The following is a 15,860-nucleotide window of genomic DNA, read 5'->3' on the forward strand; positions in this document are numbered from 1 at the left end:
CAACGACTGGTTTCAAGCCGAGGAAGGTATTCACCTCATGACTCCCAGTGCCTTGTGGCGACGCCTCGTTCCCACGCTGTTGGCGATATTGATCGGAGTGCCGTCACCTGGCGCGCAGGCCAGGGAGACCCTGATCTGGCTGCTGCGGGACCTGCCGCCCCTGAGCATTTTCGATGGGCCGCAACAGGGCCAGGGGGCCGTGGACCAGATGCTGCCGCTGCTGATGGAGCGGTTGCCGGAGTACGACCACACCATCCTGCGGGTCAACCGGGCACGGGGCATGCAAATGCTCGACAGCCCAGCCTTCACCTGCGACCCGGCGCTGCTGTGGACGCCGGCACGGGCGCAGAAAATGCTGTTTTCCATTCGCAGCATGGGTACCACCAGCAACGGGCTGGTGGTTCGACAGAAGGACCGCGGGCTGATCGAACCCTTTCTGGTCGAGGGCCAGGTCGATCTCGCCGCACTGTTGAACAGCCACAGCCTGCAACTGGGGATCATCGCCGAACGCAGCTACGGCCATCCGATCGATGATGTACTGTCCCACACCAACGAACAGTACCTGGTGCGTCACTACGGCAACGACGCCCTTGGCAGCCTGCTGCAGATGCAACGCATGGGGCGCCTGAAGGCGCTGCTCGGCTACGGTGTGGAGGTTCGCTATCAGGCCCGCCAGCAACAGATCGCCGAAGACGACCTGGCGTTCTATCCGATCTGGGATACAGCCACTTATCAGTTCATCCGGATCGCCTGCTCCAACACGCCGCAAGGTCGCGCGGCGATTCCCCATATCAACGAGATCCTGCGCGAACTGCGCCAGGACAGGCTGGTGGAACTCTATGCACGCTGGCTGGCGCCGGCCGAGCGGGAAAAATACCGGGAAGATGCCAGGGGATTTTTCCTGGCTCCCTATGACCAGTGACGAATTTCGGGCAAAAGAAACCCCGAGAAGTGGGGAGACGACTCGGGGCTAAACGTGGCCTACAAAGACCAGTACGACAAGCCACAAACACCGGAGCACAATGCCTGCCCTTGCCGTTATAAATTCTGACAGCGCCTACGGAAGGAAGGTTCCAAAAAAATCTACCGGCTGGCGCTGCGCGCGCCCCGATGCTCGGCGGCATGGCGCAGGGCCGCAATCACGCAGGGCTCCAGGCGCCCTTCGGCAATGCGCAAATCACGATGCAGGCCATCGACCACGTCCGTCAGCAGGCGTTTGTCGGTCAATTGCGCCTGATTGACCTCACGCTCCACCAGAACCGGTCCGGCAACGCCCCTCACGCTCAGCACGCACTCGCCGTGCCCGCCCGAAGGCGTCAGGGTTACGGCATACGGACTCAGCGCTTCATTGAGCAACAGGCTGATACTTTCCATCTCGATCACCACTCAATAGTCAAAAGCCTAAAGGTCGAAAACAAAGGTGCCTGGAGTCAGTGACCGCCAGTCGGAGAAGAAAGTTCGCCGGGACCTCCCAGGTCCTGCGAACTGATCGACGTCTACCGAACATGAACCAGAAAGATGACAAGGAAAAAACAGCGGGGAAAGCGCGGCTAAAATCAGATCAATGGTTTTTAGACTTTTACTACAAGCCGCGTCGGCTTTACTCACAGACACAGGCCAGAACATCTGTTCTTTTTTGCTTAGTTTTCAGCCACATCGCCACTGCGCCACCGGAGAGTTGTCTTGAGCTCGTCGTCACAGATGCCACTACGGATCGTCCTGGCGGATGATCATCCGATATTCCTGATCGGCCTGCGGGCCGTCCTCGAACGAACACCCGCACTACGTGTCGTTGGCGAAGCGAGTACGCCGGGGGAACTCTTCGACCGGCTCGACAGCACCCCCTGCGATGCGCTCGTCACCGACTTCATGATGCCGACGGCGGACCAGAACGACGGCCTGCGGATGATCGAGGCCCTGCTGCGCAACTACCCGGCCCTGCCGCTCGTGGTCGTCACCATGCTCAACAATGCCGGACTGTTCCGCTACATCCTCGATCAGGGGGTCATGGGGCTGCTGAGCAAGGCCAGCCTGGCGAATGAATTGCCCATGGCCATCCAGCATGTGCGCCAGGGCAAGGTGTTCGTGGCCGACTCCGTGCGCCAGACCCTGGCCCTGGCCGGGGAGGTCGGTACGCACCGGTTGGGTGACCCGGAACTGCTTTCACCGCGGGAACTGGAAGTCACCCGTCTGCTGGCGGCGGGCCGCACGGTGGGTGAGATCGCCACACGCCTGTGCCGCAGCAAGCAGACCGTCAGTGCCCAGAAAATCAGCGCGATGCGCAAGCTGGGCCTACCCAACGATGCCGCGCTGTTTCTGTATCTGCAGGAACAGGGGTTGTCCTAGCTCTAGCCAGGTTGTCGCTCTCGCTCGGGGACGTTGGCGAGCCCTGCCCATTGCAACCAGGGCAGCAGTTCGGCACGACTCATCGGCGCGGCAATGAATCGCCCCTGAACCAACACGTCGCCCAGTTCCCGGGTCAGCCGATATTCCTCGTCGGTTCCGACCCCGGTGATGACCGCACGCAACCCCATGCCCTTGGCCATGCTCAACACCCCGGCGACGATCGAGCGCCTGCGTGAATCCTCGGCCATGCCGCTGACGAAACGCGGGGCGATCTTCAACTCCGAGAAAGGCAACTCGAGCAACCTCTGCAGCCCGGCACCGGCGACCCCAAAGTCACCGATCGACAACTGGCAGCCGAGCATCCGCAAACGCAACATGCCTTCGGCCTGGGCCGCCTCGCTGGTGCAGTCGGTGCCGTCGATCACCTCCAGGGTCAAGCACTCGGCGGGCAGTTCGAAACGGGCCAGCAGCTCGCCAAGCTGGCCGGCGAAATCCGCCTGTTCCAGCATCAACCCCGGGATATTCACCGTCACCGGCAGATACTGGTCGGTTCCCAGATACACCTCCATCGACAGCCCGATGGCCTGCTCGAGCATGTGCCAGGTCAGGGCCTGGGAAAGCCCGGCATACTCGAGCACCGGGATGAAGGTATCGGGCAGCAGCGTGCCCTGCTCCGGGTGTTGCCAGCGGGCCAGCGCCTCGACTCCCTGCACCCGGCCATCGCCACTGACCTTCGGTTGAAAGAAGGCCTCGCAGTACTTGCGGATCGCGCCAGGCCCGGCCCCCGCCTGCAACTCGTCCAGCGACAGCAGTTCACAGACCTGGGCCAACGGCAGCCCGGGCCGCTGGCGGCCGAAACGGCGTTGATAGGTTGCCAGCAGTTCACCGAGTATCGCTGCCGTGGCAGGCTTGAGCAGGCAGCCCAACACATGCAACCCCTGCTGCCGGGCCATGTGGGCAGCGCCCTCGCGCAGTTCCGTGTCAAGGCTGCTGAGAATGATCAGGGCCTGGGCCTCGCGGGTTTCCGCCAGATGCCGGATCAGTTCCAGACCATCCCCCTCCTCCAACTGCAGATCGCAGATGGCAATGTCCACCGGCCCCCGATTGGTCAGCGACTGTCGCGCACTCTCGACATTTTCGGCAGTGAGCACATCAAAGACGCCATTGGCATTGAGCATCTGATGCAAGGCCATCAGTTGAAAGGGATTGTCTTCAAGAATCAGGATCCTGAGCGAACGCATCGATGATCTCCGCAGGTGGAAGCGGTGGTTATCCGCATCGGCCTTTCACCTTAGCCAGGCTGCCCGGGGTTCCCCATAGGACAAGTCCTAAAGTGCCGGTTTTTCCTGCAGGTTCGGCTCGATGTCGGCGATCATCCGGTCGATCACGGCCTTGAGCACCTGCCCGGTCGCGGGCAACTGCTCGGGCTGCCTCAGGCGTACGCAGTGATCCATGTCGACGCAGGCCTGCGCCAGGGCAATCGCATCGACGAGACAGGCGATCCCCTTGAGGCGATGCACGCAGGCCGCCACGCCGTCCCAGTCGTCCAGGCCAAGCCGCGATTGCAGTTCGGCACGCTCGTCGCGCAGGTTTCGCCACAATTCCAGCAGCATGTGCTGGAGCACGCCGGCGTCGGCGTGGGTCATGTCGATGAGCGTCTGGATGTCGAAGGAGCTTTCCCGGGGCACGATCTGCGTCAACAGCCGGGTCAGGTCGTCAAGAAGAACCGGCTTGACCAGCAGGTCGTTCATGCCCGCCTGCTGGCAGCGTTGGCGCTCGTCGCTCATGGCATTGGCCGTACAACCGACGATCATGCAGGGTGGCCGTTGCGCCTCGGCCTCCAGCTGGCGCAGGGCCCGTGCCAGTTGATAGCCGCTCATGCCGGGCATGTTGCAATCGCTGATGACCAGGTCGAAATGCCGGCCTTGCCAGGCTTGCAACGCCGCCTGCGCCGTCTGGCAGGCCTCGACGTTCTGCCCGAGAAAGCCGAGCTGCTGTTGCAGCACCAGGCGGTTGGCGGACAGGTCATCAATGATCAGCACGTTCAGGCACGGCAGGCGACACCTTGCGCCGTTCGACGGTGCGGGTAGCACAGGTTGCGTTTCGCGCCTGAACGCCAGCTCGATGTGCACGCGGGTGCCCAGCCCCGGCTGGCTCTCAAGTTCGATGGAGCCGTCCATCAACTCCACCAGTTGCTTGCAGATGCTCAGCCCCAGGCCGGTGCCCTCATGCCCCGCATCGGCATCGCCGTGGGCCTGGACGAAGGGCGAAAACAGCATCGCCTGCTGCTCGGGGCCGATGCCCCGGCCGGAATCCTCGATATCGATACGCAGGCGGTCGGTGCCCGCCACCTGTGCACAGCGCAAGACTCGCACGCGGACGAATCCCCGGCTGGTGAACTTCAGCGCATTGCCGATCAGATTGTGCAGGATCTGCCGCAAACGCAGCGGATCGAGCCAATACAGGTTCGCCAGCAGCGGATCGATACCCAGGCTCAGGACGACGCCCTTGTCCCGGGCCAACGCCTCGAACAGTTGCACGACACCCTCAAGCAGGTTTCTCAAGTCGGTCGGCTGCGGCACCAGGCGCATGCCACCGGCCTCGATCTTGGCCAGGTCAAGGCTGTCGCCGATCAGCGCGGTCAATTCCCGGGCCGACTGGTAGGCTACCTGCAACCCCTGCGAGAACACTTGCCCACGGGCCAGTGCCTGCTCCCGCTCGACCTCGAGCAGGCCGATGATCGCCGCCATGGGCGTGCGTATCTCATGGCTCATGGTGGCCAGGAACGCACTCTTGGCCTGGCTGGCACGCTCGGCCTGGCGGCGGGCCTCGGTCAGTTGCACCTCGAGCTGCTTTCGCTCGGTGATGTCGATCCAGCCTCCCAACAGCCCCTGCAATTGCGCCCCCGCCGAGTGGAACGGCACCATCCACAGATAGACATCGATGCTGCAATTGAGGAACTCCAGCGTCCGGTCACTGAACACCGGCTGCTGGTTCTCCAGCAACGACAGGAAGTCGTCATGCAGCGCCTGCGCGACCGCCGGCAGCAGCAGGCCTTCCTCGGTGATTCGACGCCCGCGCACATGCTCCAGCGTCGTCGCCAGGCGTTGCTCATAGCTACGATTGCAACTGATCAGGCGCCCCTGCAGGTCCCGTACGAAGATCGGATCGGGAATGCCGTCGAGCAATGCGCGCTGGAACGCCAGCCGGTCACTGAGCTGCCGTTCGGCCTGACGGCGCTGGCGAATCTGGACATTCAGGCGACGGTTCCAGATGAGCGAGACCCCGCCCACCACCAGCAGGGCAACAGCCAGCCCATAGGCCCAACGCGGCACCCGCTTCCAGACCGAGGGCGGCGCAGCCACCGGGACGGCACCCAGCCACTTGATGCGCAAGGCCCGCAGCTCTGCGACCGGAAAGGCCTCCAGGGACTTGTTGAGGATGCCGAGCAACTCCGGAGAGCTCTTGGCAACGGAGAAGCTGTCCGCCGACCAGAGCCCTTCCACGCTACGCCCGACCTTCAGCCTGCCGGGAGGGTGCAGATAGGCCAGGGTGTCGCTCTGGATGGTTGCCGCCGCCGCACCGCTTTCGACCAGCGCCCTGGCCTCCTCCTGGGTCCGGACTCCACGCAGCACCACATCGGGATACTCGCGGCGGATCATGGCCTGCAGTGCATGTTCCTCGGGCAGTGCCAGCACGCGACCGGCCAGTTGGCTGAGCGAGCTCAGCGGGGGCGCATCGACCGGTACGACAAATACCCAGGAACTGCCGCCAAACGCATAGGTGAAATTCAGGAAGGCCTTGCGCTCGGGGCTTTCAGCCAGCGAGCCGTTCATCAGGGCCCGACCATCCTTGAGCATCTCCAGGGTCTGGACCGTGGAGAAACTCTCGTCGAAGACGAACTGCAGGCCGGTCATCCGCGAGATCCGCGCCAGCAGATCGGCATTGAGACCGACCCAACGGTTGTGGACATCCTTGTAGATATAAGGCGGGTACTGCTGGGAAGCCACGCTCACCCGTGGATGGCTGTCGATCCAGGCCTGCTCCGCCGCAGTCAGCTCGACCCGCGGCTGGGCGATGTCCGAGCCGAAACCGGTGGTCCAGCGCGCGAGGATCTCCCGCCGTACCGCTTCGTCCAGGCTATCCAGCACACGCTGGATCAGGGCGCCGAGCAGAGGCTCCGACTTGCGCGTGGCGAATGCGAAACCGATCGGTGGCAAAGCGCTTTGCCCGCGGATCTGCAAACCCATGTAGGGGCGCAGGGTCTTGTAGGCCCTGACGATGACCTCATTGCCGATGAAGGCGTCGACCTCGCCCTGGAGCAGTGCCTCCAGGGCACTGTAGAGGGTCGGGGCGAGGATGATCCGGCTCTGGGGATAAGTGGCATGCACCACCGCGGCATCGGCGTAGCCTTCGAGCAGGAGTACCTTGCGTCCTCGCAGATCGTCGGGGTTCGGGGTTTCACTGCGACTGACGATCACCGAGCGATCCGGCATGTATTCACTGGAAAAAGCCAGTTCGGGAAAGCCCCGTTCGAAGCCGTTGGCGCTGGTCAGCACATCGATCTGCCCCTCGAGCAGCGCCTCGACGGCCTGGTCCCGCTCGACGAACCCCAGCACTTCCACCTGCACCCCGAGCCGATCGCGGATCAGGGCCACATAGTCGGCACTGATGCCCTGGTAGCGATTGCGGTCGCTGGTGATATCGATGGGTTCATAATCGGCCACCGAGATGCCCACCCGCAGCCTCCGGTCATTGCCCAGCCAGCGCCGTTCATCAGCGCCGAGGGGCAGTCGGGGCAGTTCGACGAACGACGCGGGCAAATTGAAGGGCAAGCCCTGGGCGGCCATCAGCTCGCCCGGCAGACTCGCCAGCATCACCCATGACAGCCACGCCAGAATGGAATAGATCGATCTCCCAGGAAACGCCATGGCGAAGTACCCGCCCCCTTTGATTCGATGGAAATGAAAAACAGGGGGCAAAGTTTGGCATGCAAAAACGATAAAGCCCGCCAAGGGGCGGGCTCTAAAGTGTGACCTTTCTAGTCGGTCAAAGCGGCTTGCCGCGGTTGCCATGCTGGCTGACAAAGGCCTGCATGACTTTAAGGTCATTGGCCAGAACCGTGCAGCGCTCTTCCCTTTCAAACAAATCCGAAAGGTGTGCAGGTAGTTCAAGCGCTTTTCCTACACCCGCTTTCTCAACTGCCTCAGGGAACTTGACCGGATGCGCAGTCCCCAGGATCACCATCGGAGTGTCCAGGCTGCGGCGGCATTCGCGGGCCGCCTTGACGCCGATGGCCGTGTGCGGGTCGAGCACTTCGCCAGTCTGGGCAAAGACTTCGGCAATGGTCTCGCAGGTTTGCGCATCGTCCACCGCCAGGGAGTCGAACAGCTTGCGCGCCTCGGTCCAGCGATCCTGCTCGACACTGAAACCGCCACCCTGCTTGAAGGTGTCCATCAGGCCGGCGATGGCCGCACCATTGCGACCGTGCAGGTCGAACAGCAGGCGCTCGAAGTTCGACGACACCATGATGTCCATGGACGGCGACAGCGTGGCATGCAGGGTTTCCTTGACGTACTGGTTGCCGCTCATGAAGCGGTGCAGGATGTCATTGCGGTTGGTCGCCACGATCAGTTGGTTGATCGGCAGCCCCATGTTGCGCGCCAGGTAGCCGGCGAAGATATCGCCGAAGTTGCCGGTCGGCACCGAGAACGAGACCGAACGCGCCGGGCCGCCCAGTTGCAGCGCCGCGTGGAAGTAGTAGACGATCTGGGCCATGATCCGCGCCCAGTTGATCGAGTTCACCGCCACCAGCCGCGTGCCCTTGAGGAAGCTCTGGTCGGCGAAGCTGTTCTTGACCATCTCCTGGCAGTCGTCGAAGTTGCCTTCGATGGCGATGTTGTGGATGTTCTCACCGAAGATGGTGGTCATCTGCCGGCGCTGCACTTCCGATACCCGGTTGTGCGGGTGCAGGATGAAGATGTCGACGTTTTCGCAGTGCTTGCAGCCTTCGATCGCCGCCGAGCCGGTATCGCCGGACGTCGCGCCGATGATCACCACGCGCTCGCCGCGTTTTGCCAACACGTAGTCCAGCAGGCGCCCCAGCAATTGCAGGGCGAAGTCCTTGAAGGCCAGCGTCGGGCCGTGGAACAGTTCGAGCACCCACTCGTTGCCGTTCAGTTGGCGCAGCGGCGCCACGGCGTTATGGGCGAACACCCCGTAGGTGTCCTCGAGGATCTTCTTGAAGTCCGCATCCGGAATGCTGCCAGTGACGAACGGGCGCATCACCCGGAAGGCCAGTTCGTGGTAGGGCAGGCCAGCCCAGGAAGCGATTTCCTCCTGGGTGAAGCGTGGCAGGTTCTCCGGCACGTACAGGCCGCCATCGCTGGCCAGACCGGCCAGCAGCACGTCTTCGAAGTTCAGCGCGGGTGCCTGGCCGCGGGTACTGATGTAACGCATGAAAAATTCCTCTCCAGTCGGCGATGCCAACTCAGTTCAAATGCTCGACGCGGATCCGCACGACAGGGCCGACCACGCCCTGCAGGGCCTCCAGCGCTGCGATGGCGTCGTTGATGCGTTGTTCCACCACGCGATGGGTCAGCAGGATCATCGGCACCAGGCCGTCCTGCTCCTCGACTTCCTTCTGCATGATCGACTCGATGTTGATCCCGCGTTCCGACAGGATGCTCGCCACCTGGGCCAGTACGCCTGGATGGTCCTTGGCCTGGATACGCAGGTAGTAGGCACTCTCGCAAGCGTCAATGGGCAGGATCGGGTGAGCCGACAGCGAGTCCGGCTGGAAGGCCAGGTGCGGTACGCGATTCTCCGGATCCGAGGTCATGGCTCGCACCACGTCGACCAGGTCGGCGATCACCGACGAAGCCGTCGGTTCCATGCCGGCGCCAGCGCCGTAGAACAGGGTGGAACCGGCGGCATCGCCATTGACCATGACCGCGTTCATCACGCCGTTGACGTTGGCGATCAGGCGATCGGCCGGGATCAGCGTCGGGTGAACCCGCAGCTCGATACCCGCGGCGGTGCTGCGCGCCACACCCAGGTGCTTGATGCGATAGCCCAGCGCTTCGGCGTAGTTCACGTCGGCGGTGGTCAGCTTGGTGATGCCCTCGGTATAGGCCTTGTCGAATTGCAGCGGGATACCGAAGGCGATGGAGGCCAGGATGGTCAGCTTGTGCGCGGCATCGATACCCTCGACGTCGAAGGTCGGATCGGCCTCGGCGTAGCCCAGGGCCTGGGCCTCGGCCAGCACATCCTCGAAGGTACGCCCCTTCTCGCGCATTTCGGTGAGGATGAAGTTGCCCGTACCGTTGATAATACCGGCCACCCAGTTGATCCGGTTGGCCGACAGGCCTTCGCGGATCGCCTTGATCACCGGGATGCCGCCCGCCACCGCGGCCTCGAAGGCCACGATCACGCCGTTCTCACGGGCCTTGGCGAAAATTTCGTTACCGTGCACGGCGATCAGCGCCTTGTTCGCGGTAACCACGTGCTTGCCGTTCTCGATCGCTTTGAGTACCAGCTCACGGGCAACGGTATAGCCGCCCATCAGCTCTACGACGACGTCGATCTCAGGGTTCGTGGCCACTTCGAAGACATCGTTGGTAATCGCAATACCGGTCGTTTGGAACTGAGGCTTTGGCGTGCGAATGGCAATTTGTGCCACTTCGATCCCACGCCCGGCACGACGAGCAATTTCCTCGGCGTTACGCTGAAGTACGTTGAAGGTGCCGCCACCGACGGTACCTAACCCACAGATGCCTACTTTGACCGGTTTCACTCTTGACTCCCCATGAAACGGCCGACACGAGGTCGGCCGTGAAAAACAGCCGCTGATCCACCAGCGGCCTGCTGTTTGAGACCGGCGGGCCAGAGGCTCGCGGTCGTGCTCGTCTGAAGACAGACTGCGACGAGACCGAATTACTTGGCTGCCAGCGCCAGTTTGGCGACTTGTGCGGCCGGCTGATAGCCTGGAATTACCTGACCGTCGGCCAAAACGATGGCCGGTGTACCATTGACACCGATCGACTGGCCCAGGGCGAACTGCCGGGAAACCGGGTTGGTGCATTTGGCCGCCTTGATTTCCTCGCCTTCGACCATCTTGTCCATCGCCGCGCGCTTGTCGGTCGAGCACCAGACCGCCTGCAACTGCTGGTCACCCGGCGAACCCAGCCCTTGGCGCGGGAACGCCACGTAGCGGACCTCGATGCCCATCTTGTTCAACGCCGGCACTTCGGCGTGCAGCTTGTGGCAATAAGGGCAGGTGGTGTCGGTGAACACGGTGATGTGCGACTTGGTTTCGCCGATGGCTGGATAGACCACGGTTTCCGCCACCGGAATACCGTTGATCAGCTTCGAAATCCCAAGGCGCTCGGTCTTCTCGGTCAGGTTGACCGGCTTGCCATCCTTGAGCTGGAACAGGTAGCCCTGCATGACGAACTGGCCGTCGGCACTCGCGTACAACACACGGCTGCCCTTGAGCTTGACTTCATAGAGGCCACTCAACGGGCTGGCAGTGATGCTCTCCACCGGGGTCTCCAGTTGGAGGCTGCCGAGGCTCTTGCGGATCGCCTGTTCGGCCGCGTCGTCGGCCAGGGCGAAGGTACTGGCCAACGCCAGGGCGGCGGCGGCGAAAATCTGGATCAAGCGCATGGGAACTCCTGATAGCGGGCACGGGGCCAGACTGGTCTGTCCATTCTGAAACGGAGCGACTGCAAGCGCCCGCATAGCAAACCGCTAGAGCCTAACACATAAGCCCGGCCGGGCCGAAGCCCGTATGGATCAACCGCGCGGGTGATGCCTGGCATGCATGTCCTGCAGGCGGGCACGGGCGACATGGGTGTAGATCTGGGTCGTCGACAGGTCGCTGTGGCCGAGCAGCATCTGTACCACCCGCAGGTCCGCACCATGGTTGAGCAGGTGGGTGGCAAAGGCGTGCCGCAGAGTATGCGGCGACAACGACTTGCTGATCCCGGCGACCTGGGCCTGGTGCTTGATCCGATGCCAGAAGGTCTGGCGGGTCATCTGTTCGCCACGCTGGCTGGGAAACAGCACGTCGCTGGGTCGCCCGCCGAGCAGTTCGCCACGGGCATCGCGCAGGTAGCGCTCGACCCAGACGATCGCCTCCTCACCCATCGGCACCAGGCGCTCCTTGCTGCCCTTGCCCATCACCCGCAGCACGCCCTGGCGCAGGTTGACCTGCTCCAGCGTCAGGCTGACCAGTTCGGTCACCCGCAGACCGCAGGCGTACAGCACCTCGAGCATGGCGCGGTCGCGCTGGCCGATGGCTTCGCTCAGATCCGGGGCGTTGAGCAGGGCCTCGACGTCGGCTTCCGACAGGGATTTGGGCAGCGGCCTGCCCAACTGCGGCATCTCGACCAGCAGAGTCGGGTCGACGGCAATCAGCTTTTCCCGCAGCAGGTAGCGGTAGAAGCCACGCGCACCGGAGAGAAAACGCGCCGTGGAGCGTGGCTTGTAGGCCTGTTCCACGCGCCAGGACAGGTGGTCGAGGATCAGTTCCCGCCCGGCACTGGCCAGTTCCAGGCCCTTTTCCTGCAGCCAGCCATTGAACAGCGCCAGATCGCTCCGATAGGCATCGCGGGTATTGTCCGAGAGACCTTTTTCCAACCACAGGGCGTCGAGAAACTGGTCGATGAGAGGGTGATCGATGGCTGGCATAAAGACTCGAAACGCGTGACACGGCAAACGAAGTCAGAGTGCCCAAGGATAAAAATCCAGGCAACAAAAAAGCAGCCCGTAGGCTGCTTTTTTCTGCATCGGAAGCTGGACTCAGGCCAGTTTTTCCTTGATGCGAGCTGCTTTACCCGACAGGTCGCGCAGGTAGTACAGCTTGGCTTTACGTACGTCACCGCGACGCTTGACAGCCATGCTGTCGATTTGCGGGCTGTAGGTCTGGAAGGTACGCTCTACGCCAACACCGTTGGAGATTTTACGTACGGTGAACGCGCTGTTCACACCGCGGTTACGCTTGGCAATTACCACGCCTTCGAAGGCCTGCAGACGCGAACGATCGCCTTCCTTCACTTTCACCTGAACGACAATGGTGTCGCCCGGGGCAAAGGCTGGGATCTCTTTGGTCATCTGCTCGGCTTCGAGTTGCAGAATGATTTTGTTGGTCATGCTGTGCTCCTAAGGTAAATCGTCGGATCTACCATCGATACGTTGTTAACTATCGTCCCGCTCGCGGATGTATTCCTCGAGCAGCTTCTTCTCTTCTCCAGAAAGCGAGCGTCTTTCCAGAAGATCGGCGCGTCGTTCCGAGGTCCTGCCAAGGGACTGCTTCAGACGCCAACGCCGGATATGTGCGTGGTTGCCACTGAGCAACACGTCGGGAACACGCTGATCCGCATACACCTCCGGACGGGTGTAGTGCGGGCAATCCAGCAAACCATCCGTGAAGGAATCCTCCTCCGCGGAGTCCGCATGCCCTAAAGCTCCGGGCAGCAGTCGTGTAACCGCATCTATCAGGACCATCGCCGGCAGCTCGCCACCGGACAGGACATAGTCCCCAATCGACCACTCTTCATCGACATGCGCCTCAATGAAACGCTCGTCGATGCCTTCATAACGACCAGCAATGAGGATCAAGGCATCCTCTTTCGCCAGGTCGCGAACCGCCAACTGATTCAGCTGCCGGCCCTGGGGCGACAGGTAGATCACCTTCGCCGCCTCCCCCGCTGCCGCCTTGGCCTGAACCAGGGCATCCTCGAGAGGCTTGATCTTCATCACCATGCCCGGACCACCGCCAAATGGGCGATCATCCACAGTGTGATGTCGATCCGTCGTATAGTCCCGCGGGTTCCAACAGGTCAGTTGCAACAACCCCTGTTTCACCGCACGACTGCTGATGCCGTAGTCGCTGATGGCGGAAAACATCTCGGGAAACAGCGTAATCACTTCTACGCGCAGGCTCGCCATTGCTTAGAAGTCCGCGTCCCAATCCACCTTCATCTCGCCAGCGGCAAGGTCGACAGCCAACACGCATTGCTCGGTATACGGCAACAGGCGTTCGCGATCATCCAGGCTGCCCGGACAAGGCTTGACCACCATGACATCATTCGAGCCGGTTTCGAGCAGGTGATCGATCTTCCCGAGCAGTTGCCCGAGGGTGTCGATGACCTTGAGACCTTCCAGCTGGTACCAGTAGTACTCGCCGTCGGTCAGCTCAGGGAACAGGCTGCTTGGCACGCAGATCTCATAACCGGCCAGAAGACGGGCTTCTTCACGATCATCGAGACCCTTGAGCTTCGCGACCAGGAACTTTTCGTTCCCGCGTCCACTGACCAGCTCCACCTGTTTCACACTGCCCTCGCGCTTGAGCGTCCAGGTCTTGTAGTTCAACAGGTTCTTGATCGGATCCGTAAAGGAATAAACCTTTACTTCGCCGCGAACGCCATGAACAGAGTAGATCTTGCCGATAACGATCAGATCATCGGTAGAAGCAGGCGTCGCGTTCATATCGCTCAGGCCGCAGCCTTGGCGTTTTCCTTCAGCAACTGAGCAACACGCTCAGAAGGTTGTGCACCAACGCTCAACCAGTAGTTGACGCGCTCCTGGTTCACGGACAGACGAACTTCCTGGCCGCGAGCAATCGGGTTGAAGAAACCCACTTGTTCTTTGTGCGAACCGTCACGAGCGTTGCGGCTGTCGGTGACGGTCAGGTGGTAAAACGGGCGCTTCTTGGAGCCGCCAAGGGCAAGACGGATTGTTAGCATGTGAACATCGTTCCTGTAGTCGGTGCTGCAAATCTAAATGCACAGCGGGCATGGGTGCCCGAAAGGCCGCATATTCTAAGGAATATCCGGACTTTTGCCAATGCCTTTTTCCGGCGTCCAGCGCCGTGCAATAGAGACCTGCCATGAAGCCGTTGCGATGAACGGCGGATCAGCCCCCGCCAATGCGGGTTTGCTGGAGTTCCCCGCATCCCTGCGGGGCAACGCCGACACGACGGCCGGCGCAGATTCCTTACATTTTCGGTATGCCACCACCCGGCAGCATGCCACCAAGACCGCGCATCATCTTGGCCATGCCGCCCTTGGCGGTGAATTTCTTCATCATCTTCTGCATCTGCTTGTGCTGCTTGATCAAGCGGCCGATGTCCTGCACCTGGGTGCCGGAACCCAACGCGATCCGGCGCTTGCGCGAGCCGCTGATCAGCTCGGGATCGCGGCGCTCGGCCGGGGTCATGGAATTGATGATGGCTTCCATCTGCTTGAATTGCTTCTCCGCCGCATTCTGGGCGTTGCCCATCTGCGCCAGGTTCACGCCGCCGATGTTCGGCAGCTTGTCCATCAGGCCGCCGAGGCCGCCCATGTTCTTCATCTGTTGCAACTGATCGCGGAAGTCTTCGAGGTCGAAGCCCTTGCCCTTCTTCAGTTTCTTGGCCAGCTTGTCGGCCTTTTCCTTGTCGAGGGTCTGTTCGGCCTGCTCGATCAGGCTGAGCACGTCGCCCATGCCGAGGATTCGCGACGCGATCCGGTCCGGGTGGAAGGGATCGAGCGCTTCGCTCTTTTCACCCATACCGATGAACTTGATCGGCTTGCCGGTAATGGCGCGAACCGACAGCGCGGCACCGCCACGGGCATCACCGTCGACCTTGGTCAGGACCACGCCGGTCAGCGGCAGCGCATCGCCGAAGGCCTTGGCCGTATTGGCCGCGTCCTGGCCGGTCATGGCGTCGACGACGAACAGGGTCTCCACCGGTTTGATGGCCGCGTGCAACTGCTGGATCTCGACCATCATCTCGGCGTCGACGTGCAGGCGGCCGGCGGTGTCGACGATCACCACGTCGATGAACTTCAGCCGCGCTTCCCGGATAGCCGCTTCGGCGATGGCCACCGGCTTCTGGCTGATGTCGGACGGGAAAAAGGTCACGCCGATATCGTTGGCCAGGGTTTCCAGCTGCTTGATCGCGGCCGGGCGGTAGACGTCCGCCGACACCACCATCACGCTTTTCTTCTTGCGCTCTTTGAGGAAGCGCGCCAGCTTGCCGGCGGTGGTGGTCTTGCCCGCGCCCTGCAAACCGGCCATCAGGATGACCGCAGGCGGCACGGCGGCGAGGTTCAGGTCCTCGTTGGCCGCGCCCATCAGGCTTTCGAGTTCGGCCTGGACGATCTTCACGAACGCCTGGCCCGGCGTCAGGCTGCGCGAGACTTCGGTACCGACCGCGCGCTCCTTGACCGAATTGACGAAGTCCTTCACCACCGGCAGGGCGACGTCGGCTTCGAGCAACGCCATGCGCACTTCACGCAGGGTGTCTTTGATATTGTCCTCGGTCAGCTTGGCCTTGCCGGTGACATGGCGCAGCGTCTGCGAGAGACGGTCGGTCAGGTTTTCAAACATGCGCGATCCTTTGAAGCCACTGAGGTAATGGGCCGCCGGCGAACGGAAAAATGCGCCTGGCGAGCCTGCAGCGTGGGCAGATCGCGAATTATAACGAGACTGCGTGCGCGGCACTAGCGCCACGGTCTTTCGTGGAC

14 protein-coding genes are annotated in these 15,860 nt (G+C 62.1%); 2 read left to right on the plus strand and 12 right to left on the minus strand.

Features of this window, described 5'->3' with window-relative positions:
* The first annotated feature begins 37 nt into the window (after nt 1–37).
* On the plus strand, nt 38–922 hold the full coding sequence (locus ACM62G_RS06095) for a TIGR02285 family protein (RefSeq protein WP_419736859.1): 885 nt from the start codon (nt 38–40) through the stop codon (nt 920–922).
* Between the two features lie 161 nt (nt 923–1,083).
* On the opposite strand, the gene ACM62G_RS06100 is transcribed toward ACM62G_RS06095, so the two are convergent.
* Entirely contained in the window at nt 1,084–1,374 is a 291-nt protein-coding gene (locus tag ACM62G_RS06100; RefSeq protein WP_054059188.1) for a DUF3509 domain-containing protein, read from the minus strand.
* Nucleotides 1,375–1,701: 327 nt separating this feature from the next.
* Between ACM62G_RS06100 and ACM62G_RS06105 the strand changes: the two genes are divergently transcribed.
* On the plus strand, nt 1,702–2,346 hold the full coding sequence (locus tag ACM62G_RS06105) for a response regulator (RefSeq protein WP_419737489.1): 645 nt from the start codon (nt 1,702–1,704) through the stop codon (nt 2,344–2,346).
* A 2-nt stretch (nt 2,347–2,348) separates the two neighbouring features.
* On the opposite strand, the gene ACM62G_RS06110 is transcribed toward ACM62G_RS06105, so the two are convergent.
* From ACM62G_RS06110 to ffh, 11 genes are all read right to left on the minus strand, one after another.
* Nucleotides 2,349–3,587 carry an EAL domain-containing protein gene (locus tag ACM62G_RS06110; protein WP_419736860.1) on the minus strand — a complete coding sequence of 413 codons (1,239 nt, stop codon included), beginning with the start codon at nt 3,585–3,587 and terminating at the stop codon, nt 2,349–2,351.
* Nucleotides 3,588–3,674: 87 nt separating this feature from the next.
* The gene (locus tag ACM62G_RS06115; RefSeq protein WP_419737490.1) at nt 3,675–7,196 is read right to left on the minus strand and encodes an ATP-binding protein; all 3,522 of its coding nucleotides are present in this window, start codon (nt 7,194–7,196) and stop codon (nt 3,675–3,677) included.
* Nucleotides 7,197–7,395: 199 nt separating this feature from the next.
* Nucleotides 7,396–8,805 (minus strand): threonine synthase, encoded by a 1,410-nt coding sequence (gene thrC, locus ACM62G_RS06120; RefSeq protein WP_054059191.1) that lies wholly within the window; start codon nt 8,803–8,805, stop codon nt 7,396–7,398.
* A 31-nt stretch (nt 8,806–8,836) separates the two neighbouring features.
* Nucleotides 8,837–10,141 (minus strand): homoserine dehydrogenase, encoded by a 1,305-nt coding sequence (locus tag ACM62G_RS06125; protein WP_054059192.1) that lies wholly within the window; start codon nt 10,139–10,141, stop codon nt 8,837–8,839.
* A 140-nt stretch (nt 10,142–10,281) separates the two neighbouring features.
* Nucleotides 10,282–11,013 carry a DsbC family protein gene (locus ACM62G_RS06130; protein WP_419736861.1) on the minus strand — a complete coding sequence of 244 codons (732 nt, stop codon included), beginning with the start codon at nt 11,011–11,013 and terminating at the stop codon, nt 10,282–10,284.
* 129 nt (nt 11,014–11,142) lie between these two features.
* A complete protein-coding gene (gene xerD, locus ACM62G_RS06135; protein ID WP_419736862.1) occupies nt 11,143–12,039 on the minus strand; it encodes a site-specific tyrosine recombinase XerD in 897 nt (298 codons plus the stop codon).
* Nucleotides 12,040–12,150: 111 nt separating this feature from the next.
* A complete protein-coding gene (rplS, locus tag ACM62G_RS06140) occupies nt 12,151–12,501 on the minus strand; it encodes a 50S ribosomal protein L19 (RefSeq protein ID WP_017904968.1) in 351 nt (116 codons plus the stop codon).
* A gap of 45 nt (nt 12,502–12,546) precedes the next feature.
* The gene (gene trmD, locus ACM62G_RS06145) at nt 12,547–13,299 is read right to left on the minus strand and encodes a tRNA (guanosine(37)-N1)-methyltransferase TrmD (protein ID WP_054059195.1); all 753 of its coding nucleotides are present in this window, start codon (nt 13,297–13,299) and stop codon (nt 12,547–12,549) included.
* A gap of 3 nt (nt 13,300–13,302) precedes the next feature.
* Entirely contained in the window at nt 13,303–13,839 is a 537-nt protein-coding gene (rimM, locus tag ACM62G_RS06150) for a ribosome maturation factor RimM (protein WP_054059196.1), read from the minus strand.
* A 5-nt stretch (nt 13,840–13,844) separates the two neighbouring features.
* The gene (rpsP, locus tag ACM62G_RS06155; protein ID WP_017904965.1) at nt 13,845–14,096 is read right to left on the minus strand and encodes a 30S ribosomal protein S16; all 252 of its coding nucleotides are present in this window, start codon (nt 14,094–14,096) and stop codon (nt 13,845–13,847) included.
* Between the two features lie 250 nt (nt 14,097–14,346).
* The gene (ffh, locus tag ACM62G_RS06160) at nt 14,347–15,723 is read right to left on the minus strand and encodes a signal recognition particle protein (RefSeq protein ID WP_419736863.1); all 1,377 of its coding nucleotides are present in this window, start codon (nt 15,721–15,723) and stop codon (nt 14,347–14,349) included.
* Nucleotides 15,724–15,860: the final 137 nt, after the last annotated feature.

The organism is Pseudomonas sp. COR18 (genome assembly GCF_048568395.1).
In the GTDB taxonomy this organism is placed as follows: domain Bacteria; phylum Pseudomonadota; class Gammaproteobacteria; order Pseudomonadales; family Pseudomonadaceae; genus Aquipseudomonas; species Aquipseudomonas fuscovaginae_B.

Bases quoted from the DNA above. Each gene is read 5' to 3' on its own strand.
- ACM62G_RS06100 (WP_054059188.1), bottom strand. From the start codon at position 1,374: ATGGAAAGTATCAGCCTGTTGCTCAATGAAGCGCTGAGTCCGTATGCC.
- thrC (WP_054059191.1), bottom strand. From the start codon at position 8,805: ATGCGTTACATCAGTACCCGCGGCCAGGCACCCGCGCTGAACTTCGAA.
- ACM62G_RS06105 (WP_419737489.1), top strand. From the start codon at position 1,702: ATGCCACTACGGATCGTCCTGGCGGATGATCATCCGATATTCCTGATC.
- ACM62G_RS06130 (WP_419736861.1), bottom strand. From the start codon at position 11,013: ATGCGCTTGATCCAGATTTTCGCCGCCGCCGCCCTGGCGTTGGCCAGT.
- trmD (WP_054059195.1), bottom strand. From the start codon at position 13,299: ATGGCGAGCCTGCGCGTAGAAGTGATTACGCTGTTTCCCGAGATGTTT.
- xerD (WP_419736862.1), bottom strand. From the start codon at position 12,039: ATGCCAGCCATCGATCACCCTCTCATCGACCAGTTTCTCGACGCCCTG.
- ffh (WP_419736863.1), bottom strand. From the start codon at position 15,723: ATGTTTGAAAACCTGACCGACCGTCTCTCGCAGACGCTGCGCCATGTC.
- ACM62G_RS06095 (WP_419736859.1), top strand. From the start codon at position 38: ATGACTCCCAGTGCCTTGTGGCGACGCCTCGTTCCCACGCTGTTGGCG.
- ACM62G_RS06110 (WP_419736860.1), bottom strand. From the start codon at position 3,587: ATGCGTTCGCTCAGGATCCTGATTCTTGAAGACAATCCCTTTCAACTG.
- rimM (WP_054059196.1), bottom strand. From the start codon at position 13,839: ATGAACGCGACGCCTGCTTCTACCGATGATCTGATCGTTATCGGCAAG.
- rpsP (WP_017904965.1), bottom strand. From the start codon at position 14,096: ATGCTAACAATCCGTCTTGCCCTTGGCGGCTCCAAGAAGCGCCCGTTT.
- ACM62G_RS06115 (WP_419737490.1), bottom strand. From the start codon at position 7,196: ATGGCCGCCCAGGGCTTGCCCTTCAATTTGCCCGCGTCGTTCGTCGAA.
- rplS (WP_017904968.1), bottom strand. From the start codon at position 12,501: ATGACCAACAAAATCATTCTGCAACTCGAAGCCGAGCAGATGACCAAA.